The following is a 23,028-nucleotide window of genomic DNA, read 5'->3' on the forward strand; positions in this document are numbered from 1 at the left end:
CCGATGGCCCGTTACTTCACCGATGAACATGAATGGATCGATGTCGAGGGCGAAACCGCCACTGTCGGCATCACGGATTACGCACAAGGCCAGCTGGGCGATATCGTCTTCGTCGAATTGCCGGATGTCGGCACCGTGATCGACAAGGGCAAGGATGCCGCCGTGGTCGAAAGCGTCAAGGCCGCCAGCGACGTCTACGCCCCCATCAGTGGCGAGGTCATGGAAACCAATGCCGCGCTCGAAGACGATCCGGCGCTGGTGAATACCTCGCCCGAAGAAGATGGCTGGTTCTTCAAGATGACCATTGGCGACAAATCGCAATTCGACGGTCTGATGGACGAGGCCGCCTACAAGAGCTTCTGCGACGGATTGTAACCGCCCTCCCGGCGCGAGCCGGGATCGCCCGGCCACGCCGGACATAGCTGCACGAGATCCCAGGCTTTGCCGGGATGACGGGACTTTGAAATGCGCTACCTACCCCTGACCGATACCGATCGTTCGGCAATGCTGGACGTGATCGGCGCACCGGACATCGATGCCCTGTTCGCCGATGTGTCCGAAGAGGCCCGCCTTTCCGGACCGATCGAGGGCCTGCCGATGCACGCCAGCGAGATGGCCGTCGAAAAGCATATGCGGCGGTTGTCGAAGAAGAACCTGGCGGCATCGGATGCGGCCTTTTTCCTGGGGGCGGGGGCTTACAAGCACCACATCCCCGCGAGCGTCGATCACATCATCCAGCGCGGCGAGTTCCTGACCGCCTACACGCCCTATCAGCCGGAAATCGCGCAGGGCACGCTGCAGATGCTGTTCGAGTTCCAGAGCCAGGTTGCGCGGCTTTACGGGTGTGCGGTGGCCAATGCATCCATGTACGACGGTTCGACCGCGTGCTGGGAAGCGGTCGCCATGGCGGGCCGCGTGGCGCGCGGCAAGAAGCGCAAGGTGGTGCTTTCGGGCGCACTGCACCCGCACTACGCGGAAGTCGTGCGGACCATGGCGAAGTTCACCGACGACGAGATCGCGGGCGCCCCGCCGAGCCTGACCGCCAAGCCCGACGATGATGGCCTGATCGCCCGCATCGATGCCGATACGAGCTGCGTTGTGGTGCAATATCCCGACATTCTCGGGCGTCTGCCCGACCTCGCGAAGATTGCCGCAGCCGCGCATGACAAGGGCGCCCTGCTGATTGCCGTCAATACTGAACCCGTCGCACTGGGGGCGATCAAGTCGCCGGGCGAACTGGGGGCGGACATCGTGGTCGGCGAAGGCCAGGCGATCGGCGTGGGCCTGCAGTTCGGCGGCCCTTACCTCGGCCTGTTTGCCGTGCGCGATGAAAAGCATGTGCGCATGATGCCGGGGCGCCTGTGCGGCGAAACGGTAGATGCGGAGGGCAAGCGCGGCTTCGTGCTGACCCTGTCCACCCGCGAGCAGCATATCCGCCGCGAAAAGGCGACCAGCAACATCTGCACCAATTCGGGCCTCTGCGCGCTGGCTTTCAACGTCCACATGACGCTGCTTGGCGAAAAGGGCCTGCGCCGGCTGGCGATGGAAAACCATCGCCTGGCGTGCCTCGCCGCGGACCGGCTGGCCAAGGTGCCCGGCGTGACGGTGCTGAACGATACCTTCTTTAACGAATTCACAGTCCTTCTCGGCACCGATGCGCGCACGGTCGTGCGTCAACTGGCCGATGACGGCGTTCTTGCTGGCGTGTCGCTCGGCCGCCTGTTCCCGGGAAGCGAGAATCTGGCAAACGGGCTGCTGGTTGCCGTGACTGAAACCACCACCGAGGAGGACATCGAAACGCTTGCCTCCGCACTCGAGGAGGTGCTGGCATGAGCACGCCCAATGCATCGGGCTGGAAGCCCGGCACCCCCGTCGAAGGCCATAACGCGATGAGCGGTCCCGATACCGCCACCGGCAATCGCGCGCTCATGCTGGAAGAGCCGCTGCTGTTCGAGATCGGCCATGTCGAGACGACCGGTGTGGACCTGCCAGAGCCCGGGAGCGGTGCGAACCGGCTTGGCGGTTTCGAGCGGAGCGAGGCGATCGGCCTGCCGGGACTGTCCGAACCGGAAACCGTCCGGCATTACACGCGCCTGTCGCGGCAGAATTACGCCATCGACCTCGGTCTTTTTCCGCTGGGTTCGTGCACGATGAAGCACAATCCGCGGCTCAACGAAAAGATCGCGCGCATGCCCGGCTTTGCCGACGTGCATCCGCTGCAGCCAGTCGATACGGTGCGCGGTGCGCTCGAAGTCATCAATGAACTCGCTCACTGGCTCATCGATCTTACCGGCATGCACGCCGTTGCCATGAGCCCCAAGGCGGGGGCCCATGGCGAATTGTGCGGCATCCTGTGCATTCGCGCCGCACTCGAAGCGCGTGGTGATGCGCGCGAGGTGATCCTGGTGCCGGAAAGTGCCCACGGGACCAATCCCGCGACCGCCGCCTTCGCCGGTTACAAGGTGGAAGACATTCCCGCGACCGCCGAAGGCCGCGTCGATCTGGAAGCGCTCAAGGCGCGGCTCGGTCCCGATGTCGCTGGCGTGATGATTACCAATCCGAATACGTGCGGCCTGTTCGAGCGCGACATGAAGGCGATCTCCGATGCAGTCCATGCGGCGGGAGGTTTCGTCTATTGCGATGGGGCGAACTTCAACGCCATCGTCGGCAAGGTCCGCCCTGGCGATCTCGGCGTGGATGCGATGCACATCAATCTGCACAAGACCTTTTCCACGCCGCATGGCGGCGGCGGCCCGGGCTCGGGCCCGGTGGTCCTTTCCGAAGCACTCGCTCCGTTCGGACCGCTGCCCTACACGGCGCGGACCAAGGATGGCGTCGTCCACCTCATCGAAGAAGAGGACGCGGAAGAGTTCGCCAAGGAACATTTCGGCGGGGCGCTGCAGCACTTCGGCCGGATGACCGCGTTTCATGGCCAGATGGGCATGTTCACGCGGGCGCTCGCCTATATCCTCAGCCACGGGGCGGACGGGTTGAAGCAGGTTGCCGAAGATGCCGTGCTCAACGCCAATTACATCCTGCGCAGCCTGGACGACGTGCTCGACGCGCCGTTCGGACCAAGCGGCCCGTGCATGCACGAGGCGCTGTTCAGCGATAAGGGCTTTGCAGAAGGTCTCTCCACGCTGGACCTGGCCAAGGCAATGATCGACGAAGGCTATCACCCGATGACCATGTATTTCCCGCTGGTCGTCCACGGGGCCATGCTGGTCGAGCCGACCGAAACGGAAAGCAAGGTGGCGCTGGACCAATTCATCATGGCTCTGCGCAGCGTTGCCGAGCGCGCGAAAGAGGGCGACGAAAGCCTGAAGACCGCGCCGCATTACGCGCCGCGTCGCCGCCTCGACGAAACGCAAGCCGCGCGCAAGCCGGTGCTGGCCTGGAACGATCCCGATATGGCATGATGCTCCGGGGGCTGGCACTAGCGGGCGGCGAGCCCGCGGGCATATCCCTGGGCGTCGTCCCATCCAGCACCGCGTCGATACAGCGCCCGGTCAGACGCTGGCGGATAGGGCGGCACGTCGGTGCGGTCTGATTGTCAGGCCGTGGCGAGGCGTTTCATCAGCAGCTTTTGGGTGACGTGCAAACTGTGCTCATCGTTTACGGCGATCGCGCAGTAGCCGTGCTCCATCACGATCGGAGCGAGTTCGAAGCCGTCGCGCTGCGCCGCTTCGGCCATGCGGCCGGTATCCTTCGCAAACTCTCCGCCGCTGCACATGATCTGTGCCACGGAAAGTGCGCAGGCATCGGCGATCCAGTAGGTGTTGCAGCTCGAATATCTGCCTTCGGAGAATTCGTAGCTTCGCTCCTGCCTGACCGGATCGACCGCGATCACGTCTTCCTTGCGGGCAATCGCGGAAGCAGCAGCGGCCTTGCTCGCGATGGCCTTGTCGGCAAACTCGGTGAAGTCCCGGGGTAGCCACAGGCAGTTGTCCGCCGTCGTGATCAGGATCGGATAGCTCGCGCCATCGGCGTCTGCGAACATGCTATCGACCATGTCGAACGCTTCTGGGGTGAGCGCCAACCGTCCTTTATCGACCAGCTTTGCAATCGACGGAATGGCTGCGATTTCATCGGCCTCGCGTGCGGCGATGCGGATTGCGCCGATGCGCGGGCTCATGGCGGCATTCATGACAAGCCGCTCGATCATGGGGATGCCATCGACGGGAACCAGGTATCTGTGAGACACGCCAGCGCGCTCGGCCAGCGGATCGAGCGCCGCGGAGCTTGTCCCGGCCACGATCAGGGCAGTGACCTTGCCATCGTAAACGCTGCTCATGCCAGCGCAGATAGGCGCGACGGTCATGGTTGTCACTGTACCGGCCCTCGGGCACTGGAGGGGCATGCGGATCATCTTTTCACGCAAGGGGTTCGATAGCGCGTCGGGCGGTGGGCCTTCGCCGATCGTCGGTGGGCGTCCGTTGAGCCTGCCGATACCCGCAGGAGCAGCCTCCCGCACCACATTTGGCGATCTCGGTCTCGGCGCTCATGCAGCCAAGGCCAGCAGAGGGCGGCTTGGAGCAGACGATCTGTGCCATCACGACCCGATGTTCCTCAGCGATGGCACCTGCCTGTTCGGCCAGTGCGGCGCGGCGCAAACCCACCTTTCCAATCGCGGCGTAGGATTAGGCGATGTCTTCCTGTTCTTCGGACTGTTTCGCGAAGACGGGGGCGATCCGCATCATCGCATCTTCGGCTATCTCGAAGTCGGTGAGGTGATCGACCTGACGGGAGACGTTCCGGACCGACTGATCGAGCATGGACACCCGCATGCCCTCGCCATGCATGCTTCGAACGACACGATATATTCAGGCCCGGGCGAAGAGGCTCGGCGGGCCAGCGGTGCCTTGCGCCTGACTGCTGCGGGCGCGCCGCCATCCGTGTGGGAGAGGCCGCCCTGGATGGCGCGCGGTGGGCTGAGCTATCATGACCGCGCCGACCGCTGGCTGCGGGGCGGGAGGTTGAAAAGCGTCGCCCGCGGACAGGAATTCGTAGCCGATGTCGGCCGGCGCAAGGCCCCGCGCGAATGGCTCGCGCGGGTACTCGATGAAATCAGAGCGTCCTGATGATCGCCGAGAAATCGAGGCCGGCGTTGTCCTTGGCGAACTGTTCGTAAAGCTCTTTCGCGTGGGCGCCCAACGGGGTGGACGCATCGGCGGTCTGTGCGGCTTCCATCGCGAGACGCAGGTCCTTGAGCATCAGACCGGTAGCGAAGCCGCCTTTGTAATCCTTGTCCGCCGGGCTTTCCACGCCGACACCGGGCATCGGGGTATAGGCGTTGAGCGACCAGCAGTAGCCCGACGACTGGCTGGAAATCTCGTAGAATTTCTGCGGGTCGAGCCCCAGCCTTTCAGCCATCTTCATGGCTTCGGCAGTGCCGATCATGGAAATGGCGAGCAGCATGTTGTTGCAGATCTTCGCCGTCTGGCCCGCACCCGCATCGCCGGCGTGGATGACGGCCTTGCCCATGGCCTGAAGCACCTCTTCGGCACGTCCAAAAGCCTTCTCGGTCCCGCCGACCATGAAGGTGAGCGTGCCGCCGTTGGCCGCCGCGATCCCGCCTGAAACCGGCGCGTCGACCATGTCATATCCGGCGGCCTCGGCCGCTGCGTTCACCTCCTTGGCGGTGGCAACGTCGATGGTCGAACAATCGAGCAGGACGGCCCCTTGCGGAGCCTTGCCGATCACGCTGCCTTCGTAGACCGACTTTACGATCTCCCCATTCGGCAGCATGGTCACGACGCCGTCGACGCCTTGGACGGCCTCGCCCGGATCTGCGAAAGTTTCACAGCCGTTGGACTTGGCTGTTGCCAGCGCTTCTTGCGACAGGTCGAAGGCGTTCACTTCGTGCCCCGCCTTCACGAGGTTCGCGGCCATGCCGCCGCCCATGTTGCCGAGGCCGATGAAGGCGATTTTCATGTTCTCTCTCCGGGTATTCTTTTATTCCGAGGGGATCGGCTTAGCGACCCTTCCACTGGCCTTCGCGCTTTTCGACAAAGGCGGCCATGCCTTCCTTCTTGTCCTCACTCGCGGCGAGGATCTGAAAGATGCGTCGTTCGACAATCAGGCCCTGATCGAGGCCGGTTTCGAAAGCGGCGTTGACCATTTCCTTGTTCGCGATCGCAGCCATCGGCGGCATCGAGGCGATCTGCTTCGCTGTCTTCATTGCTTCGTCGAGAAGCTGATCGTGCGGCACGACGCGGGCGACGAGATTGCTGCGCTCCGCTTCCTCGGCATCCATCATGCGTCCAGTCAGGCACATTTCCATGGCCTTGGACTTGCCGACGGCCTTGGTGAGGCGTTGCGAGCCGCCCATGCCCGGCGCAACGCCGAGCTTGATTTCCGGCTGGCCGAACTTGGCGTTTTCCGATGCGATGATGAAATCGGCCATCATCGCAAGTTCGCATCCGCCGCCCAGCGCGAAGCCGTTGACCGCGGCGATCCACGGCTTGCGGGTCTTCTTCACGATCTCGCTGGTCCAGGGCGCGAAGAAGTCCTCAAGATAGAAGTCGGCTGCGTCCTTCTCGCTCATTTCCTTGATGTCGGCGCCTGCGGCGAATGCCTTCTCGCCCGAGCCGGTCAGCACGGCGCACAGCTGGCTGTCGTCGGCCTGATAGGCGGCGAACGCATCGATCAGTTCTTCCAGGACCTTGCTGTTAAGCGCGTTCAGCGCCTTGGGGCGGTTCAGGGTGATCAGCGTCACGGCATCGCGCTGTTCGACCATGATGGTTTCATAGCTCATAGGGGTCTCCATTCCTCGTCGGCGGGAAGCGGGGCGAAGATCTGGTCGAGCAGTTCCTCGCTCACGCCCTCGGGCGTCGCCGGGTCCCATTTGGGGTCGTTGGTCTTGTCCACGATCACTGCGCGCACGCCTTCCGAAAAATCCGGACGGGTAAGGACGCGGCTGGCGATGCGGTATTCCATGCGCATGTTGTCGGCGAAGCTGTCGAGCTGTTCGCTTTCCTGAAGCTGCCGAAGTGCGACCTTGCAGGTCTGCGGGCTCTTTGTGCGCAGCGTCGCGAGTTCTTTCGCCGCCCATTCGCTATCGTCCGCCTCGAGGCTTGCGAGGATGTCCTCGTAGCGGTCGGAAGCGAAGTGTTTCTTGATGGCAGCTTCATTGCCTTCGAGGCGCGCGGCTGGCGGGGTCTTGGCAAGCGCGCTCAACACCTGTCCCGGTTCGTGACCGGCGGCGATGCGCGACTTGGCTTCGGCCAGATCATCGGTGTCGAGATAGTGCGTGGCAATTCCCGCCCAGACGCATTCCGCGCCGTCTAGTCGCGCGCCCGTAAGCGCGAGAAACTGTCCCAGCCGCCCGCCAAGACGCGACAGGTGCCAGCCTCCGCCGACATCCGGGAACAGGCCGATGCCCGTTTCCGGCATGGCAAAGCGGGTATGTTCGGTCGCGACCCGGTACTTGCAGGGCATGGCGATGCCCACGCCGCCGCCCATGGTGATGCCGTCCATGAAAGCCACGATGGGCTTTTCATATTCGAACATCTGGTGGTTGAGCTGGTATTCGTCGTGAAAGAATTCCCGGCCACTTTTGCCGCCGTCGTTAAGCGCCGAATTGCGCAGGAGGTTGATGTCCCCGCCAGCACAGAAACCGCGTCCTTCAGCATGATCGAGAATGGCGGCCTGCACGGCTTCGTCATCCGCCCAGTCGGTCAGTGCAGCGCTGATTGCATGGCACATGTCGAGCGTCAGCGCGTGCAGCGCTTTGGGGCGATTGAGCGAAAGATGGCCGGCGTGGCCGTGGACATGAATGTTTACGTCTTCAGTCATTGTCTCAACATCTCCCGCCCGACGATCATCCGCATGACCTGATTGGTGCCTTCGAGGATCGAATGAACGCGCAAATCGCGCCAGAAGCGTTCGATCGGATATTCCTTGAGATAGCCGTAGCCACCGAAGAGTTGCAGCGCGTCGTTGACCACCTTGCTGCCGCTATCGGTCGCCAGCCGCTTGGCCATGGCGGAAAACTTGCTCTTGTCCGGCGCGTTGTCGGTGACCTTGGCCGCCGCGAGATAAAGCAGCGCGCGGGCAGCTTCCAGATCGGTAGCCATGTCGGCCAGCATGAACTGGGTATTCTGGAAATCCGCGATCGGCTGGCCGAACTGCTGCCGTTCCTTGGTGTATTTCACCGCTTCGTCGAGGCAGCGCTGTGCGCCGCCCAGCGAACAGGCGCCGATGTTGAGGCGTCCCCCGTCGAGCCCCGCCATGGCGTAGCGAAAACCATCGCCTTCCGGCCCGACACGATTAGCGACCGGCACGCGCGCATCTTCAAAGATGAGCTGTGCGGTGGGTGAGGCATTCCAGCCGAGCTTCTTCTCCGGTTTTCCGAAAGACACGCCGGGCGTGTCCTTGTCGATCACGAGGCAGCTTATCCCCTTGGTCTTGTGTTCGCCGGTGCGGACCATCGTGACATAGACATTGTTGAAGCCGCTGCCCGAGATGAACTGCTTGGTTCCGTTCAGCACGTAGTGGTCGCCATCAAGCTTCGCGGTGGTCTTGAGACCTGCGGCATCCGATCCGCTGCCCGGTTCGGTCAGGGCATAACTGGCGACCTTGTTCATGGTGACGAGGTCCGGAAGGTACCGGCCCTTGAGTTCTTCACCACCGAAGCGGTCGATCATCCAGGCGGCCATGTTGTGGATGGATATGAAGGAACTGGTCGCCGCGCAACCATAGGCCATGGCTTCCATGATCAGCGCCGCTTCAAGCCGACCGAGGCCGATACCGCCTGATTCCTCGCTGACGTAGATCGCGCCGAAGCCGAGTTCGGCGCTCTGCTTGATCACGTCGATAGGGAAGTGCGATTTCTCGTCCCATTCCCCGGCAAAGGGCGTGATGTTGTCGGCCGTGAAGCGCTGCGCCATTTCCTGGATCTGCAGCTGTTCTTCGGTGAGCTGGAATTGTCCTGCATTCGTCGTCATGGGGCGCGCTGTAGCGCCGCCGGACAGGCGAGGGAAGGGGGCGTCCGGGGGAGAGCGGTGCCCGATCAGATTACCAAGGTCGTTGGAATGGATCGGGCACAGCCAGTGAGATCAGGATCGCCCGCGGGCTTTTTCGGCCTGTACAGCGATAGATGCCATGGAAAACATGGAGATGCTGCTGAAGAGAAGCTCGAAGCCCAGGAAAAGTCCCAGAATGCTCATGGCGGAAGCTGGGAAATCCGCGAAGATCAGAACTGCAAGGAGGACAGAGATAACGCCCGAGACGAGCATCAGCCAGAACAGGCGGGTGCCGCGCAGATGAAATGCGGAGAATATCCGCGCAATACCCGAGATGAGTATGATGCTGGCAACCAGTAGGGTAAGCGTCAGTACGCCGGCGAGCGGATTGGCGATCAGCGAAATGCCAAGGAGCAGTGCAGCAAGGCCGAAGATGGCCATGAACATCTTGTGGCGTCCCCTGTCGAGCTGGAACACGCCGACGAGGGCGAGAATGCCGAACATGATGAAGGACCAGCCAGCGAAAAAGTTCACTGCGAGCGTCGCAGGTACAGGATTGAGAAGAGCGAAGAAGCCGCCGATCAGAGCGATTATTCCGCCGATTATCCACCAGACATGTGATTTCATTGTAATTGTATGCCCCCAATTATGCGTCGACCCAATCGAGCGATATCACGAAGGCCGCGCCGGATCATGCGGAAATCATGATAAGGCAGTGCTTCGCCGGAAAGGGGGCGGGGCGGCGTAATGCGGTAGCCGTGTGCAGCAGGAGCCGTGCCGATTGCCGCCCGCGCGCGCTTCAGCCGGGACAGCGTCTGTAAACGCGCGCTTCGTCCCGCCCTTCATTATCGGTAACCGTAAGCGTCCGGTTTTCCGGATCGACTGCGAATGTCAGATCCGCACTGGTCGGTGTATCGGCATATGTCGTATCGAATATGGCGCGGACCATGCCCGCCCCACGTTGCTTCACTTCGGTGAACTTGCCGCCATTCTCGAAGACACTGAAGCGGGTTTCGTCGATTTCCAGTACTTTGCCGATATTATCGCCTGTCGCCCCTTCGCACTGCGCTGCGGTGGGCGCAGGGCCATCGGTCAGACGCCATTTGCCACGCAGGGCGACAGGGAAGGTCCTGTCATTCGAGATGGGTGCTGTATCGCCCATCGCGTCAGGAGCGCCGGGGTTCACCGCAGGTCCGTTCGGATCAGGTTCGATAGTTCCGGCCGGGGTGGGTTCAACGGTCGCATCCGCGGATGTTTCATCGGTATTGCCCGACGGGGAGCAGGCGACAAGGCCCGCTAGAGCAATCGGGGCAAGATACAGCAGCGGCTTCATAAACAATCTCCGGGAAATGCCTTGGCGTTTGCGATCAACCGTTTGTGCTGTCCCACGTTCAAATCAAGACCATGGGCACAATCAGCGCGACGGTGGCATGCCCAGCAAAGCTTCCGCTTCCATCTCGACCTTCCATTCCGGACGGCAGAGCCACGCGATGCCCGCCATGGTCGCTGCCGGACGCGCTTCGCCGAAAAAGCGGGCATGGACCGCCCCGACAGCATCCTGATCGGCCGGATCGGTCAGCAGCATGCGGGTGCGTACGACATCATCGGCGCTGCCGCCCAGTTCTTCGATGGCGCGCAGGATGAGGACGCAGCAGCGTTCGGCCTGAGCGGCTGCATCGCCGAGCGTGGACGAGCCATCGTCTTCCACCGGTCCCGTACCGGCCACGACTATCCGATTGCCTTCCCGCACCGCCCGAGCGAAGCCGAATTGCGCTTCGTAGGGCGATCCGGTGAAGGCGTGTCGGCGTGTCACCCGCAGGTGATTTCGGTGATTTTCATCTCGTCGTCGTAGCGGACATTCACGCGGTCTTCGCGGTAATCCATCGTCCATGCCGAATTGGGCGGGCCCCAGCGCAGCGACCGGGCACCACTTTCCTTCTGGATAGTGGCGCCGATTGCCGCCGAAACCGTGCTCCCAACATGCGACTGCGCAGCGTCAGCGTTGCATGCCCCGGCCATGGGCGGCGGTTGATCTGCCGGGGCATCGGGCGCCGGGGTCGTGGCACAGGCAGCAAGCGGGACGGCCATGAGGCCCAGGGTGAGAATGCGCATTACGGGGGCTCCTATTCGCACTTCGTCAGGGGGGTGGGTTCGAACTGTTCTTCGGGATCGACAGCGGACGGGGTTAGCGTCTGTCCGTTATCGGAAAGGGTGAACATACGGGCCATCTGCCATTGTTCGCCTTCGCCCTCCATCACCAGCGAGACGACGATCTTTTCGGGACTGTCGACCTCGATACGGGTTACGTCGCCGTGCGATTCGTAAAATTGGAATGTGGTGGGCAGGATTTCCATCCGGGTGAGCGAAGCGGGGGCGCAATCGCCGCCCCCAGCATCCCACACACCCAGAAAAGCAGCGGGGACGGTGTCCGCCGTGACGGGTTCGGGCGGACCGGCCCCGTCGCCGATGCCGCCATCGGGTTCGACCGTCATCGTGGCATCGGGATCGGGCGGGGTGTCGGAATTATCCGAACAGGCGGCGGCCAGCAGGACCATGGGCAGGGCGAAGGAGAAAGCTTTGCGTGTCATCATCAGTCCCCAACGCTCCTGCCAAAGGTCTTATCCCATCGTGGGGATGACGAAGGCGTTGGAACCATCGCCGCCGCCATCTGGCCAGCGCTGCGTGACCTTCTTGGCTTTTGTCCAGAACTTGAGGCCTTCCATGCCGTACTGATCGGTGTCGCCGAAGCCAGAGCGCTTCCATCCGCCGAAGCTGTGATAGCTGACGGGGACGGGGATCGGCACGTTGATGCCGACCATGCCGACATTCACCCTATGGGCGAATTCGCGCGCGGCATGGCCGTTGCGGGTGAAGATGGCGACGCCGTTGCCGTATTGATGCTCGCTAGGCAGGCGAACGGCATCCTCGAAATCCCGGGCGCGCACAATCTGCAGCACGGGGCCGAAGATTTCTTCCTGGTAGCTTTCCATGTCGGTGGTTACGCGGTCGAGCAGGGTCGGGCCGACGAAGAAGCCGTCTTCATGCCCCTGAAGGCTGAAGCCGCGACCGTCGATCACAACTTCGGCGCCTTCCTTTTCCGCCGTGTCGATCCATTGTTCGATCCGCGCCCTGTGTTCGGGCGTAACGACGGGACCGTAATGGGCGTCCTTGTCGGTGCTGACACCAACGCGCAGGGCATTGATCGCGGGGATGAGCTTTTCGCGCAACCTGTCCGCTGTATCCTCGCCCACCGGGACGACCACGGGCAGCGCCATGCAACGCTCGCCCGCCGAACCGAAGGCTGCCCCGGCCAGATCGTTGACTACCTGATCGAGGTCGGCATCCGGCATGACGATGCCGTGGTTCTTCGCGCCGCCCATGGCCTGCACGCGCTTGCCCGCAGCAACGCCGCGCTTGTAGACATAGTGGGCGATGTCGCTCGAACCGACGAAACTGACGGCGGCGATATCCTCATGATCGAGGATGGCATCGACCATTTCCTTGTCGCCGTGGACGACCTGCAGCAACCCCTCGGGTGCGCCAGCTTCGACGAAGAGTTCGGCAAGGCGAACGGGCACGCTGGGATCGCGTTCGGACGGCTTGAGGATGAAGGCGTTGCCCGCCGCGATCGCCATGCCGAACATCCACATCGGGATCATCGCCGGGAAATTGAACGGAGTGATGCCCGCGCCGATACCCAGCGGCTGGCGCATCGAATAAACGTCGATGCCGGGGCCTGCGCCCTGCGTGTATTCGCCCTTGAGCGCCTGCGGAATGCCGCACGCATATTCGATGACTTCAAGCCCGCGCTGCACATCGCCATGCGCATCGTCCACGACCTTGCCATGTTCGCTGGCGAGCAGCTCGGCAAGTTGCTGCTTGTTTTCTTCAACCAGTCGCTTGAATTCGAACATGACACGGGCGCGCTTCTGCGGATTGGTCGCGGCCCATTCGGGCTGGACCTTCTTGGCAGCCGCAACCGCCTGATCAAGCAGGGAAGCATCGCCCAGCGCAACTTCGGCCTGAACCTCGCCCGTCGACGGGTTCCAGATCTTGTGCTTGCGGGTGGCTGCCGGGCTGTTGCCGGCAATGAAATGGTCAACCTGACGCATGGGAAAAATCCTCTCTTTCGTTGGCAACGGCCAATACGCACGAGAGGTCCGAAATCAACCGGTATCGGCTGAAACCTTCACGAACTGCGGTCTAGCCGACCCCTGCCATCATCTGCGCGCACAGGATGGCGCCGTATGTTCCCAGTGCATAGCCAAGCACGGCGAGCAGCACGCCGACTGGGGCGAGGGCGGGGTGAAATGCAGCGGCTATGACCGGTGCGGACGCGGCCCCGCCGACATTGGCCTTGCTACCTACCGCGACGAAGAAAAACGGCGCCTTTATGATCTTGGCGACAACCAGCAGCAGTATCACGTGGAACAGCATCCAGATGAAGCCGATCGCCATGAAAGCAGGAGCATCCGCGATCTTCGTAACATCCATTCGCGTGCCGATTACTGCAACGAGCAGGAAAATGAACAGCACACCGAACTTGCTCGCCCCGATACCCTCCAGTTTGCGGGCGCGGGTAAAGCTGGCGGCAAGGCCGACAGTGGTCGAAATGACCACCACCCAGAAAAATTCGCTGGCCAGCGTCGCCTCTTCGCCCTGCAATTCGGCGAAGAAATTCCCGAGCCAGCCGCCGAGCAGATGCGAGAGGCCGACAACCGCAAAAGTAATGCCGAATAGCAGGACGTAGTCGTTTGCCTTGGCGACGCGTTCGATACTTTGCGTGTAGTCGGCCATCGTATCGCGCAGCTTGGCGATCGAAGAACTGTCCGCGCCCAGCCAGCGGTCGACCCGCTCATGCGCGCCAGCGCCATAGAGCAGGAAGATCATCCAGATTTCGGCGACAATGATGTCGACAGCCAGTAGCGCAGCGAAACCTTCGAGAGGATAACCATAGACTTCGAGCATCGCGGTCTGGTTCGCTCCGCCGCCGATCCAGCTTCCTGCGAGCGTGGCAAGGCCCCGCCAGGCTGCCGTGTCGCCGGAACCGATAATCGATGGTTCGAACTGCGCAACGATCCACAGCGCCAGTGGGCCACCCAGGATAATGCCCACGGTGGCGGTAAGGAACATAATGATGGCCTTGTTGCCGAGGCCCAGAATGCCCTTGATGTCGATGCTGAGCGTCATCAGGAAAAGCGCGGCGGGCAGGAAATAGTCCTTCGCCACGGGCCACAGGTTGCTCTGCGACACGTCGATCAGGCCGAAGGTCGTCATCAGGCTGGGTACGAGGTAGCAGATCAGGATGATCGGCACGAAGACGTAGAATCGCTGCCAGCCGGGCCTGTCGCGCGTGGCGAACACGAACGCGAGGACGAGAGCCAGCAGGCCAAGGATTATCCTGTCATCGCTGATCATGATCGTGCGGCCCCTTGTGCTGCCTGAATGTCATTCGGCCGCGAATGTGCCGGTTTGGAAGAAACGCGCGATTTTCTTTTGCTGCGGCATGATGTCCAGACCATGCGCAGCGAGCCATGCGCTATCGAAGATCGTATCGGAATAGCGCGCGCCGTCATCGCAAAGGATGGACACGATCGATCCTTTCCAGCCGCGTTCGGCCATCTCCGCCGCGATCTTCGCGCACGCCCAGACGTTCGTTCCGGTGGATCCGCCGCAGCGGCGACCCAGACGCTGGCTGACTTCGTGCGCCGCCGCGATCGAGCAGACGTCCGGCACGGCTTCCATGCGGTCGATCACATCGGGGAGAAAGCTGGGCTCGACCCGCTGCCTGCCGATGCCTTCTATGCAGCCCGCTGAATGATCCACCCGCTCGATCGAGCGATCCTGCCAGTGGCGGTGAAACACGGATCCTTCCGGATCGGCCACGCATACGCGCGTGTCGAAACGATTGTATCGTGCGAAGCGCCCGATGGTTGCAGACGTCCCGCCCGTGCCTGCACCGCACACGATCCAGCGCGGTACGGGATGCGGCTCACGCTCCATCTGGGCGAAGATCGATTCGGCAATGTTGTTGTTGCTGCGCCAGTCTGTGGCGCGTTCGGCAAAAGTGAACTGGTCGATGTAATGGCCGCCCAGCTTATCGGCGAGCGACTGCGCTGCATCGTATATTTCGCATGGCCGATCGACGAAGTGGCATTCCCCTCCATAGAAGGCAATGGCATCTAGCTTCGCCTGCGCTGTCGAGCGTGGAACGACGGCGATAAAACGCAGTCCGAGCATCCTGGCGAAATAGGCTTCCGAAACGGCTGTGGATCCGCTGGACGCCTCGACAATAGCGGTGCGTTCGCAAATCCATCCGTTGCACAGACCATACAGAAATAGCGATCGGGCAAGGCGATGCTTCAGGCTGCCGGTCGGATGACTGGATTCGTCTTTCAGGTAGATGGCGATATCCGGCAGGGCCGGAACGGGCAAAGGTATCAGATGGGTATCGGCCGACCGATGGAAATCGGCTTCGATCCGGCCGATGGCCCAGTTCACCCATTCACGATTGGTCGACATTGGCGCCTTGTATAGCCCTCCTCCCGGGAGGGAACCCTCGCTGGACACGTTTTCCGCGGTTGGTCGGAGATCGCGCTAGCGGCAGGTCAACGCCGGACGATACACGCGCTGCAAAGGACAGACGGCGCCGGCCGACAAAAGGCTGTCAGGCCGTGCGCGCGATACGCCACACGGCAGAATGGGACAGACGTTCGATCCGACAGATATCGCCCGCTTCGTCGCGCAGCTTCGCCCACCGACCAGGCGCGATCGTCATGGCCCGATCCAGCGCGCCATTGGGCGTAAGAGCAGAAAACGAGATCGTCTGGGCGATGCCGTCGTCATCCACATATTCGAGATTATAGTCATGCATATAAGCTCCCTCCGATCGGGGAAGTCCGCCAAGTGGTCGGTTGAAAGCCTGCGACTCCGTCCAGTGATGGTGAACGGCAGCCTACTTACCAGATGGTGATTTCATTCCCTAATTGGGTTCGGTCGGGTTCGCTGGTGCAACACGTAGGGGCAGCCAAGCCATATTGACTGATCGAGCCCTGTCGTGGCAGGCGCCTCGTCGCGTTGCATGGCCGATACGGCGTGAAGTCGGACATGGTTCGCGGGTGTAGCTCAATGGTAGAGCAGCAGCTTCCCAAGCTGACGACAACCGCAGACTTCTGCGCTTTCCGGTGTAAACTCGACCGAAAATGGCCCTTTTTTTCAATGGCTTGCGGGGGCGCTGTAAACCGACCCTGCCCTCGCGCGCATGGCCGGAACGGGAGCATACGAGGCCGAAAGCTGCCTTTCCGCTAACGACCCATTGCTGCCGATCGAGCAATCGTTGTTTGCGAATGTAAGGTTTGTCTGAGCTTGATTTTCAGAGTGCGTACCGCGGAACATCTCCAACATGATGTAACCGAGGTTTTATAGACGGGCCAAAATTCCAGCGAAGACCACGGTGCAGACGATAGCGCCGTTCACGCGAGTGAGAAGGTCGTCTCGCTCTGATCGGAGCGCCGATCTATGTAGTTGCGAACCACCCTATTTGCGGACCTCGATGCTGTTGTTATCGTCAATTTAGCCGAAGATAAAATAGGAGCTGAATTTGTTAATCGGAGTATTATTAATGGTCGTCAGCGCCTTTCATTTAATTCCCGCTGCTGACTGGCGGAATCCCGGCGAACTGGCCGGTGAGACCTCTGACAAAAAAGAAAACCCTGCCCAGTTCCGGATCACATTCGGAGTGTTCACCCTCGTATTTTTTACCGGCCTAGCATTGGTGATCAAAAGCGCGTGCGCGAACTAGCAATTGGGCAAGGTTCGTGGGGAACGCGCATCGGCAGTAAGCGATCCCATATCGGACGGTCGTTCAAGGCTATTCCTCGACGCTATGTGGGCGATCAATTCCAGTTAGTTTTCTTCTGATCGATATAAGAGCGATGAAGAGGGAGAAACCGCAAAAGGGGAGCAACGCGTTGCGCAGTCCAGTAACTGCTACCGGTGGGGAACCGTTAGAGAGCGCCATAACGATTGTGAAAACGGCACCTAAAAACCATATCAATGATAGTGCGGCGGCCACTTTGAGCATGGCTGTTACTATTTTTTCTGAGAGCTACCGGGAAAATAGCGGATTACGGAGAATGATTTGATAGTTGATTGGTCATAACTGCGGCAACGCGCATGGATTTATAATCCCCAGACCGTGCACGCAAAGGTCCGAGTGCTGCTTGGTTTCCTCATACTGCGCTCGCTTTCCTCAACGCTTTCGAACCGCAATGTCACAGAACATATTGATCTCCAACGCGAGACCTAACACCTCTAGGTCGTAGGTATTAACCAATTCGTTCACAGCCCGCACGACGCCATAGGCAACGCCCATATACTGGTCGAACAGCGTATAATCGTTGAAAATCATGATGCCACCCGAGCGCAGCTTCCGCAGGCTGGTTTGCCCATCATTTTTCACCGGTTGGTAGGTATGTTCGGCATCTACATAAATGAGGTCAAGGCTGTCGTCCTCGATCTGGTTTAGCGTTTGGCTACTCGGCCCGGCCAACACTCTCACCGGATCAGCCTTAAACCTATCCCGGAAAAAACCTTCGTGTGTCATGCCCTTGAAGAGGACGCTGCTGGGCGTGCCCCAATGGGCTTCCATCTCGTGCATCTGGAAAATATCAGCGGCGTAGAACGCTTTGGGCCTCATGCGGTCTATGATGACGCGGGAGAAATCGCCCAGCGCAACACCGATTTCTAAGGCGCGGCCACCGACCTTTACTGGCAGCGCTTCCAGCATGGCCCTCCGGTTCGAGTAGAGCCGGGAATTTTTGAGATTAGCTTCAGGGATTTCTGTATATTTTTGCAGCACATAGGCCATCTGCTATTGTCCCCCTAAAATCGCGTATATTCACGCTACGCGTTAGTGACTGGGTCTAACCGGACCATAACAACATGTCTACTTTCGTACTTTTTGGGCTTACGCTGGGACAGGTAGCACAACCCACTGGCTTGCTGATGTTCGCTGAACCACCCACATTATCACCGCAGTCACCGGTCCGCGACGAGAAGATCTTGTCACGGTGAGCCGGTCGGACGTCTATGAATTTGCCATCGTCAAGCGCACGTTGAAGACTAGTCGTGGTCGGCGCCGGACCGCTTCGATGCCAAAGATACCAGAGCTCGATCTCCTTCTCCAAGAAATCGATACTCGAGAGCGGGCAGAGGGGGTAACCACCCTGCTGGTTAACAGTCGTGGTCAGCCTTGGAGTGGTGACGGCTACGGCGGGTCATTCGATAGGTTCCGTGACGCCGCAGGTATCGTTTTTACGGATCCTGACACTGGGGAGAAGAAACGCAAACATCTACATGATTTCCGTGGCACATTCGCCACTCGCCTAATCCTGTCAGGGCTGGCGGATGCAGAGGTCGCGGAGATTATGGCATGGTCTATCGAAAAGGTGTCCGGTATCCGCAGAACATACGTTGACCAATCGCGGGCAATCGTGGCAATCGGCGAGCGCATCATGAAAGCGGGTGTAAACTGACTTGTAAACCGCTCGATGCGGTTGCCTCGGTTTAACATGTTTTACAACGCTTTGCGGGTGTAGCTCAATGGTAGAGCAGCAGCTTCCCAAGCTGACGACGAGGGTTCGATTCCCTTCACCCGCTCCAGATTTCTTCGCATGCCTCAAGATAACCACCGGCTAGCGAGCCTTGAGATGTGCAGCGTTTGGTTTGGCACCTCGGGAATTGGTCAGGCTGCGAAGGTCGCCCGGATCAGGCCGCGAAGCCATTGAAGTCCTGGATCGTCAGCGCGCTCTGTGGCCCAACCCAAGAAAATTTTGGTTTTTGGATATTCAAAGGGGACCGGAAGTATTCTCAGGCGATAGATCGGTGCCACCAGTTCGGCATAGCGTCGCGGCACTATCGCGATCAGGTTTGTCGTTGCGATCGTGACCGTCAGGCTGGCAGCATTCGGTACCACGGCTACGACCCGGCGTTCCAACCCTGCCGCCATCACCAGCCGCGCCGTGGGAAGGTGCAGACGCATTTCCTTTTCGACCACGGCGTGCCCGTTCTCCGCGAACTGCTCTGGCGAGAGTGCGTGCCCGATCGTGGGATGGGCTTCCCGGACGACGCAGACCGCCTCGCCGTCCATAAGCGGCTCGAGCGTGACACCTGGCTGATCGTGCAGGGAAATGTCGAGCATGATATCGGCATCGCCATTGGTGAGCGCCTCGTGCGGTCGCGACCAGTCCGGCGTAATCACTTCGACCGAGCAGGATGACTGCGCATCATCAAGCGCTTTGATGATCGGCGGCAGAACCGACGGTACGCTGAAATCGTGCAAGAGCAGCCGAAACCGGCGGTCGGCGGTAATCAGATCGAAGTCGGTTTCGAGCGATAGGCCGCGCCGCAAAGTGGTCAGCGCTTCTTTCACTGGAGGTAGGAGAGCCCGGGCGCGCGCTGTTGGCTTCATGCTACGATCCCGGCGCACAAAGAGCTGGTCGGAGAAATGATCTCGAAGGCGCGCCAATGCATTACTGACAGTAGGCTGAGTCATACCCAAAACCCGGGCTGCCTCGCTGACGCTGCCGGTCTTGTAGACGGTTTCGAACACGATAAGCAGATTAAGGTCGAGCTTGCGCAAATCGCGGCTCTGGCTCTCTTGAGCCTCATTCGAACCTAGCATTTATCGCCCCTGCAAATACCACGTCATCGCTAGCTTTGCTTCGATCAGGGCAATTACTTCAGAAGTTCAAGGCCTTCGTCGTTATTATTACCGATCGGAATATGCACTATTCTGATTTCTACGGTTTCCATGCGGAAAGGCAACTGCTTCATCGCGCGCGTAAGCCATGCACGAATCCAGTTAGCGCAAGTTAGGCATGGGCGAAGCATTTGGGGTTTGAGCAGGGGAATTGGTCGTGGGTCTTATACGTTCGCAGCGAGAGGTCGTAGCTTGCCGGGTGCGTGGGTGGCCCGGGACGGCATTCAACCCGTAAGGAGCGGAGTTCGCCTCGATGCGGTTGGGCCAGAGAGACAAGTCATACAACTTCGACAGAGACCCTTCCGGCGCCGTTCGGTCGCGGGGATGTTTGTCTCAGGCTCACTTGGGCTACGGCCTTTGGGCAGGGCAAATATTATTGATCCCCGCGCTGATCGCGGCACCTTCCTCGGCATCTGCACAGTGCGGATATCTGCTCTTCACGGCTTTCGCCTGCTGGCACTTCCGCAAACCGATTTCTCACCTGATCATCCTGTCGGCATGCGCCACCTTGCTGATTTCAGCTTGGGTGCATGACATGCCGCGGGAAGCATATTTATTGGCCCCCATGATGCTCGTCGCGGGAGTGGGCGTGAGCAGAGCGAGATCTGGGTTTAACGACGCCGAAAAGGCGGCGAATATCGATAAGCTCACAGGAGCGCTTACACCGCGCGGTTTCGAGAAAATGCTTCGGGCGGAATTGGCGAAGGCAAAAAGTGACGACCGCACGACAGCTCTGATATTTCTAGACCTTGATCACTTCAAATCGATCAACGACCGCTACGGACATTCGGGGGGCGATGAAGTACTGCGTCATGTCGTCACCGCCCTGCGAAGTGTCTTGCGGGAAAAAGACCATGTCGCGCGTATTGGCGGCGACGAGTTTCTTGTCTTTCTTCAGGTCGCAAATGATCCGGCGAGGCCTGAGAGTGTTCAAAGTTCGCTTGTTGGAGCGATCGAAACTCTACCGTGGGGTGTCAGTACAAGTGCAGGCGGGATTGTAATCCCCCCCGATAACTATCCTGATCCAGGTTCGCTGATCCGACTGGCCGATAACCTTATGTACGATGTCAAACGGTCCGGACGGGGGCGCCTGGACATGCAACATCTCCCGACTACCGACCCGGGGTGTCTATCTGCGGCAAGCCCACAGTTGAATTGACCAGCATGGTCGACGACTGATCCGCAGATTCAGACCTCGCCAGCTATTAGGTTCGGTCATTCACTCACAATAAGCGGCTCACTGTTTCAGCTTGTCTGCAGCCGCCTTCGCTCCCTTCCAGCCCAGGAAGAAGAAGATCGCGCTCGCAATCAAGGCGACGACGAATATGATCAGGGCCAGATCTGCCAGAAAGCCTGCAACGCCTCCAAACCCGAGGATTGCTGCGACGAGTGCGATGATGGCAAGTGTAATGGCCCAACCGAACATGTTGATCTCCTTTGGTTTATCCAACGATGCGACGCGCCATCCCGTTCCGGAGGGGCAAACTCTCTGTACCAATATCGGGGACACGCCAGAGGCGGTTGGCGTCTAGGATAAATATCGGGAGACGTGCCGTGGGGCTTGATCGAAGCTGCGCCGCTACCGATCTAGCGCGATCTTCCCCTCACTCCCCGCGACAGACCACATCATGACCCATTCCGCAGATCCACTCTCAACGGGTCGCATAGCCTTCATTATTCTTGCTCTTGCCCTCGGCGGGTTCGCGATCGGCACGACGGAGTTCGCTGCCATGAGCCTGCTGCCGTTTTACGCAGCAGACTTCGCTGTTACCGAACCGGTCGCAGCGCATGCCGTAAGTGCCTACGCGCTCGGGGTGGTGGTCGGCGCGCCGATCCTCGGGCTGCTCGGGGCGAGTTGGCCGCGGCGGCGTCTGCTGGTTGTGCTGATGGTCCTGATCGCGATGGGTAATGCGGCGACAGTGTGGGCGCCTACTTATCATACGCTGCTCGCTTTCCGGTTCCTTAGCGGCCTGCCTCACGGCGCCTACTTCGGGGTGGCAGCGCTCTTGGCCGCCTCGCTTCTTCCGGAGAAGCGCGCCGCGGCCGCATCTTACGTGATGGCCGGTCTGGCTGTCGCCACGGTGATCGGGGCGCCTTTCGCCAACTGGCTTGGCCTGCATGTCGGCTGGCGCGTCGTATTCGGCGGTGTCTCGGGAATCGCCCTGGCGACCGCCACCGCGCTCCTGATCCTTGCCCCCCGACAACCAGTGGAAGTAGGGCGGAGCATGCGGCGCGAGATGCATGCATTGGCGCATCCGCAGGTTCTGCTGACGCTTGGAGCAGGTGCGGTGGGCTTCGGCGGCCTGTTCGCAGTATACAGCTTTTTAGCACCCGTTCTTACTGAATATACCGGCGCAACGCCTGCATCGGTTCCGTGGGTGTTCGCGATATTCGGACTCGGAATTCTCGTCGGAAATCTACTGGGCGGTTGGATTGCCGATATTTCTTTAAAGGCTGCAGCGATCGGCCTGCTTGCATGGAGTGCAGTCTTTCTCGCGGCCTTCACTTTCGCTGCTACGAATTTCTGGCTGCTATCTCTCGTCTGCTTTGCCATCGGCATGGGCGGCGGTCTCGGCCCAATTCTCCAGGTTCGCCTGATGGATGTCGCCGGCGAGGCGCAGACTATGGCTGCCGCCCTCCATCATGCGGCCTTCAACATCGCCAACGCACTAGGTCCTTGGCTGGCGGGTTTGGCCATCACTGCCGGAATGGGCTGGACCGCTCCGGGATGGGTAGGCCTGTGCCTCGCGCTGGGAGGTATCCTGATCCTGTGCGTGGCATTCAAATTGGAACGTCACCGGGAGCGAAGCGCGCTGACAGCGAGCTAGCAGCAACGCGTTTGGTGGCGCGCAGTAGCTAAAGGCAACTTGTCTCCTGGGCCCTTAGTCTGGCGTGGCGGCGGCGATCATATCCATCATGTTGCGCGCTGCCTCTCGATCGGTTTCATCTTTGAATGCGACATCAAGGTCGGGCGCTGCATCCAGCATGTAAAGCAATGTCCAAAGCGCGAACCGCCGGCCGCGGTCGCGCTCAAGCCCGAGGTCGACAAGCATGCGATCGATCCCCGCCGGCATTGCAGCCGGATCGACGTTGGCCAGATCGGGCGTGCCGAAGTACCGCTGTAGCAGATCCTGCATCTCCATTTCGACGGGCTAGCGTACGACGCAAATCTTGCAAGTTTCACAGTCCGTATTTTCTTTGGGGAACGACGATAGGCTGTTAGGGGGCCGCGCATGCTTACAATCGATGGTGTCACAGTGCGGCTTGGCGGCCGGGCCATTCTCGAGGGCGCCAGCGCGA

The 23,028-nt window shown here is 60.5% G+C and carries 26 protein-coding genes and 2 tRNA genes; 10 read left to right on the plus strand and 18 right to left on the minus strand.

The window, feature by feature from the left end; genetic code table 11:
• The first annotated feature begins 3 nt into the window (after positions 1-3).
• The 3 genes from gcvH to gcvPB all read left to right on the plus strand — a co-directional run bounded on the left by gcvH (position 4) and on the right by gcvPB (position 3,419).
• A complete protein-coding gene (gcvH, locus tag AC13F2_RS09880) occupies positions 4-375 on the plus strand; it encodes a glycine cleavage system protein GcvH (RefSeq protein ID WP_222828286.1) in 372 nt (123 codons plus the stop codon).
• Positions 376-465: 90 nt separating this feature from the next.
• A complete protein-coding gene (gene gcvPA / locus AC13F2_RS09885; RefSeq protein WP_482964349.1) occupies positions 466-1,833 on the plus strand; it encodes an aminomethyl-transferring glycine dehydrogenase subunit GcvPA in 1,368 nt (455 codons plus the stop codon).
• Positions 1,830-3,419, plus strand: a complete 1,590-nt coding sequence (gcvPB, locus tag AC13F2_RS09890; RefSeq protein ID WP_482964350.1) for an aminomethyl-transferring glycine dehydrogenase subunit GcvPB — start codon at positions 1,830-1,832, stop codon at positions 3,417-3,419. Before gcvPA ends, gcvPB begins: the two co-directional genes overlap by 4 nt.
• A 134-nt stretch (positions 3,420-3,553) precedes the next feature.
• Here gcvPB and AC13F2_RS09895 read toward each other — a convergent pair whose 3' ends face one another.
• Positions 3,554-4,321 (minus strand): hypothetical protein, encoded by a 768-nt coding sequence (locus AC13F2_RS09895; RefSeq protein ID WP_482964368.1) that lies wholly within the window; start codon positions 4,319-4,321, stop codon positions 3,554-3,556.
• Positions 4,322-4,358: 37 nt separating this feature from the next.
• On the opposite strand from AC13F2_RS09895, the gene AC13F2_RS09900 reads away from it, so the two are divergent.
• Positions 4,359-5,081, plus strand: a complete 723-nt coding sequence (locus AC13F2_RS09900; RefSeq protein ID WP_482970465.1) for an Nmad3 family putative nucleotide modification protein — start codon at positions 4,359-4,361, stop codon at positions 5,079-5,081.
• On the opposite strand, the gene mmsB is transcribed toward AC13F2_RS09900, so the two are convergent.
• From mmsB to AC13F2_RS09965, 13 genes are all read right to left on the minus strand, one after another.
• Positions 5,068-5,934 carry a 3-hydroxyisobutyrate dehydrogenase gene (gene mmsB / locus AC13F2_RS09905; protein WP_482964352.1) on the minus strand — a complete coding sequence of 289 codons (867 nt, stop codon included), beginning with the start codon at positions 5,932-5,934 and terminating at the stop codon, positions 5,068-5,070. The genes AC13F2_RS09900 and mmsB overlap by 14 nt on opposite strands.
• Before the next feature lie 40 nt (positions 5,935-5,974).
• Entirely contained in the window at positions 5,975-6,757 is a 783-nt protein-coding gene (locus AC13F2_RS09910; protein WP_482964353.1) for an enoyl-CoA hydratase-related protein, read from the minus strand.
• Positions 6,754-7,797 carry an enoyl-CoA hydratase/isomerase family protein gene (locus AC13F2_RS09915; RefSeq protein ID WP_482964354.1) on the minus strand — a complete coding sequence of 348 codons (1,044 nt, stop codon included), beginning with the start codon at positions 7,795-7,797 and terminating at the stop codon, positions 6,754-6,756. Before AC13F2_RS09915 ends, AC13F2_RS09910 begins: the two co-directional genes overlap by 4 nt.
• Complete coding sequence (locus AC13F2_RS09920; RefSeq protein WP_482964355.1) at positions 7,794-8,948, minus strand: acyl-CoA dehydrogenase family protein; 1,155 nt, start codon at positions 8,946-8,948, stop codon at positions 7,794-7,796. The genes AC13F2_RS09915 and AC13F2_RS09920 overlap by 4 nt, the downstream gene beginning before the upstream one ends.
• 111 nt (positions 8,949-9,059) lie before the next feature.
• Positions 9,060-9,593, minus strand: a complete 534-nt coding sequence (locus AC13F2_RS09925) for an HdeD family acid-resistance protein (RefSeq protein WP_482964356.1) — start codon at positions 9,591-9,593, stop codon at positions 9,060-9,062.
• A 172-nt stretch (positions 9,594-9,765) separates the two neighbouring features.
• Entirely contained in the window at positions 9,766-10,299 is a 534-nt protein-coding gene (locus tag AC13F2_RS09930) for a hypothetical protein (protein WP_482964357.1), read from the minus strand.
• Between the two features lie 81 nt (positions 10,300-10,380).
• Positions 10,381-10,779 (minus strand): RidA family protein, encoded by a 399-nt coding sequence (locus AC13F2_RS09935; protein ID WP_482964358.1) that lies wholly within the window; start codon positions 10,777-10,779, stop codon positions 10,381-10,383.
• Complete coding sequence (locus AC13F2_RS09940; protein WP_475209688.1) at positions 10,776-11,078, minus strand: I78 family peptidase inhibitor; 303 nt, start codon at positions 11,076-11,078, stop codon at positions 10,776-10,778. The genes AC13F2_RS09935 and AC13F2_RS09940 overlap by 4 nt, the downstream gene beginning before the upstream one ends.
• An 11-nt stretch (positions 11,079-11,089) precedes the next feature.
• On the minus strand, positions 11,090-11,554 hold the full coding sequence (locus AC13F2_RS09945) for a hypothetical protein (RefSeq protein WP_482964359.1): 465 nt from the start codon (positions 11,552-11,554) through the stop codon (positions 11,090-11,092).
• Positions 11,555-11,584: 30 nt separating this feature from the next.
• The gene (locus tag AC13F2_RS09950; protein ID WP_301642221.1) at positions 11,585-13,078 is read right to left on the minus strand and encodes a CoA-acylating methylmalonate-semialdehyde dehydrogenase; all 1,494 of its coding nucleotides are present in this window, start codon (positions 13,076-13,078) and stop codon (positions 11,585-11,587) included.
• A gap of 91 nt (positions 13,079-13,169) precedes the next feature.
• On the minus strand, positions 13,170-14,384 hold the full coding sequence (locus tag AC13F2_RS09955) for a DUF819 family protein (protein ID WP_482964360.1): 1,215 nt from the start codon (positions 14,382-14,384) through the stop codon (positions 13,170-13,172).
• A 30-nt stretch (positions 14,385-14,414) separates the two neighbouring features.
• On the minus strand, positions 14,415-15,488 hold the full coding sequence (locus tag AC13F2_RS09960; RefSeq protein WP_482964361.1) for a PLP-dependent cysteine synthase family protein: 1,074 nt from the start codon (positions 15,486-15,488) through the stop codon (positions 14,415-14,417).
• A gap of 145 nt (positions 15,489-15,633) precedes the next feature.
• Positions 15,634-15,840 (minus strand): hypothetical protein, encoded by a 207-nt coding sequence (locus tag AC13F2_RS09965; RefSeq protein WP_196846851.1) that lies wholly within the window; start codon positions 15,838-15,840, stop codon positions 15,634-15,636.
• A 239-nt stretch (positions 15,841-16,079) separates the two neighbouring features.
• On the opposite strand from AC13F2_RS09965, the gene AC13F2_RS09970 reads away from it, so the two are divergent.
• A tRNA-Gly gene (locus tag AC13F2_RS09970) sits at positions 16,080-16,225 on the plus strand.
• A 362-nt stretch (positions 16,226-16,587) separates the two neighbouring features.
• Positions 16,588-16,767, plus strand: coding sequence for a hypothetical protein (locus tag AC13F2_RS09975; protein WP_482964362.1), 180 nt, complete (start codon positions 16,588-16,590; stop codon positions 16,765-16,767).
• Between the two features lie 450 nt (positions 16,768-17,217).
• Here AC13F2_RS09975 and AC13F2_RS09980 read toward each other — a convergent pair whose 3' ends face one another.
• Positions 17,218-17,835 (minus strand): class I SAM-dependent methyltransferase, encoded by a 618-nt coding sequence (locus AC13F2_RS09980; protein ID WP_482964363.1) that lies wholly within the window; start codon positions 17,833-17,835, stop codon positions 17,218-17,220.
• Positions 17,836-17,995: 160 nt separating this feature from the next.
• Between AC13F2_RS09980 and AC13F2_RS09985 the strand changes: the two genes are divergently transcribed.
• Entirely contained in the window at positions 17,996-18,502 is a 507-nt protein-coding gene (locus AC13F2_RS09985; protein WP_482964369.1) for a site-specific integrase, read from the plus strand.
• Positions 18,503-18,555: 53 nt separating this feature from the next.
• Positions 18,556-18,629: transfer RNA gene (locus AC13F2_RS09990), tRNA-Gly, on the plus strand.
• An 82-nt stretch (positions 18,630-18,711) separates the two neighbouring features.
• On the opposite strand, the gene AC13F2_RS09995 is transcribed toward AC13F2_RS09990, so the two are convergent.
• On the minus strand, positions 18,712-19,650 hold the full coding sequence (locus tag AC13F2_RS09995) for a LysR family transcriptional regulator (RefSeq protein ID WP_482964364.1): 939 nt from the start codon (positions 19,648-19,650) through the stop codon (positions 18,712-18,714).
• Positions 19,651-20,104: 454 nt separating this feature from the next.
• Between AC13F2_RS09995 and AC13F2_RS10000 the strand changes: the two genes are divergently transcribed.
• Complete coding sequence (locus AC13F2_RS10000; RefSeq protein WP_482964365.1) at positions 20,105-20,887, plus strand: GGDEF domain-containing protein; 783 nt, start codon at positions 20,105-20,107, stop codon at positions 20,885-20,887.
• A 78-nt stretch (positions 20,888-20,965) separates the two neighbouring features.
• On the opposite strand, the gene AC13F2_RS10005 is transcribed toward AC13F2_RS10000, so the two are convergent.
• Entirely contained in the window at positions 20,966-21,154 is a 189-nt protein-coding gene (locus AC13F2_RS10005) for a DUF1328 domain-containing protein (RefSeq protein WP_103022701.1), read from the minus strand.
• Positions 21,155-21,356: 202 nt separating this feature from the next.
• Between AC13F2_RS10005 and AC13F2_RS10010 the strand changes: the two genes are divergently transcribed.
• A complete protein-coding gene (locus AC13F2_RS10010; protein ID WP_482964366.1) occupies positions 21,357-22,556 on the plus strand; it encodes an MFS transporter in 1,200 nt (399 codons plus the stop codon).
• A 54-nt stretch (positions 22,557-22,610) separates the two neighbouring features.
• On the opposite strand, the gene AC13F2_RS10015 is transcribed toward AC13F2_RS10010, so the two are convergent.
• Positions 22,611-22,871: a hypothetical protein gene (locus AC13F2_RS10015; RefSeq protein ID WP_103023887.1), complete on the minus strand. Its 261-nt coding sequence runs from the start codon at positions 22,869-22,871 to the stop codon at positions 22,611-22,613.
• Positions 22,872-23,028 lie beyond the last annotated feature (157 nt).

This window comes from Qipengyuania sp. L-5Y, assembly GCF_056859455.1.

Coding starts and splice junctions, on each gene's coding strand:
- gcvH (WP_222828286.1), top strand. CDS start 4: ATGGCCCGTTACTTCACCGATGAACATGAATGGATCGATGTCGAGGGC.
- gcvPA (WP_482964349.1), top strand. CDS start 466: ATGCGCTACCTACCCCTGACCGATACCGATCGTTCGGCAATGCTGGAC.
- gcvPB (WP_482964350.1), top strand. CDS start 1,830: ATGAGCACGCCCAATGCATCGGGCTGGAAGCCCGGCACCCCCGTCGAA.
- AC13F2_RS09895 (WP_482964368.1), bottom strand. CDS start 4,321: ATGACCGTCGCGCCTATCTGCGCTGGCATGAGCAGCGTTTACGATGGC.
- AC13F2_RS09900 (WP_482970465.1), top strand. CDS start 4,359: ATGCGGATCATCTTTTCACGCAAGGGGTTCGATAGCGCGTCGGGCGGT.
- mmsB (WP_482964352.1), bottom strand. CDS start 5,934: ATGAAAATCGCCTTCATCGGCCTCGGCAACATGGGCGGCGGCATGGCC.
- AC13F2_RS09910 (WP_482964353.1), bottom strand. CDS start 6,757: ATGAGCTATGAAACCATCATGGTCGAACAGCGCGATGCCGTGACGCTG.
- AC13F2_RS09915 (WP_482964354.1), bottom strand. CDS start 7,797: ATGACTGAAGACGTAAACATTCATGTCCACGGCCACGCCGGCCATCTT.
- AC13F2_RS09920 (WP_482964355.1), bottom strand. CDS start 8,948: ATGACGACGAATGCAGGACAATTCCAGCTCACCGAAGAACAGCTGCAG.
- AC13F2_RS09925 (WP_482964356.1), bottom strand. CDS start 9,593: ATGAAATCACATGTCTGGTGGATAATCGGCGGAATAATCGCTCTGATC.
- AC13F2_RS09930 (WP_482964357.1), bottom strand. CDS start 10,299: ATGAAGCCGCTGCTGTATCTTGCCCCGATTGCTCTAGCGGGCCTTGTC.
- AC13F2_RS09940 (WP_475209688.1), bottom strand. CDS start 11,078: ATGCGCATTCTCACCCTGGGCCTCATGGCCGTCCCGCTTGCTGCCTGT.
- AC13F2_RS09945 (WP_482964359.1), bottom strand. CDS start 11,554: ATGACACGCAAAGCTTTCTCCTTCGCCCTGCCCATGGTCCTGCTGGCC.
- AC13F2_RS09950 (WP_301642221.1), bottom strand. CDS start 13,078: ATGCGTCAGGTTGACCATTTCATTGCCGGCAACAGCCCGGCAGCCACC.
- AC13F2_RS09955 (WP_482964360.1), bottom strand. CDS start 14,384: ATGATCAGCGATGACAGGATAATCCTTGGCCTGCTGGCTCTCGTCCTC.
- AC13F2_RS09960 (WP_482964361.1), bottom strand. CDS start 15,488: ATGTCGACCAATCGTGAATGGGTGAACTGGGCCATCGGCCGGATCGAA.
- AC13F2_RS09965 (WP_196846851.1), bottom strand. CDS start 15,840: ATGCATGACTATAATCTCGAATATGTGGATGACGACGGCATCGCCCAG.
- AC13F2_RS09975 (WP_482964362.1), top strand. CDS start 16,588: ATGGTCGTCAGCGCCTTTCATTTAATTCCCGCTGCTGACTGGCGGAAT.
- AC13F2_RS09980 (WP_482964363.1), bottom strand. CDS start 17,835: ATGGCCTATGTGCTGCAAAAATATACAGAAATCCCTGAAGCTAATCTC.
- AC13F2_RS09995 (WP_482964364.1), bottom strand. CDS start 19,650: ATGCTAGGTTCGAATGAGGCTCAAGAGAGCCAGAGCCGCGATTTGCGC.
- AC13F2_RS10005 (WP_103022701.1), bottom strand. CDS start 21,154: ATGTTCGGTTGGGCCATTACACTTGCCATCATCGCACTCGTCGCAGCA.
- AC13F2_RS10010 (WP_482964366.1), top strand. CDS start 21,357: ATGACCCATTCCGCAGATCCACTCTCAACGGGTCGCATAGCCTTCATT.
- AC13F2_RS10015 (WP_103023887.1), bottom strand. CDS start 22,871: ATGGAGATGCAGGATCTGCTACAGCGGTACTTCGGCACGCCCGATCTG.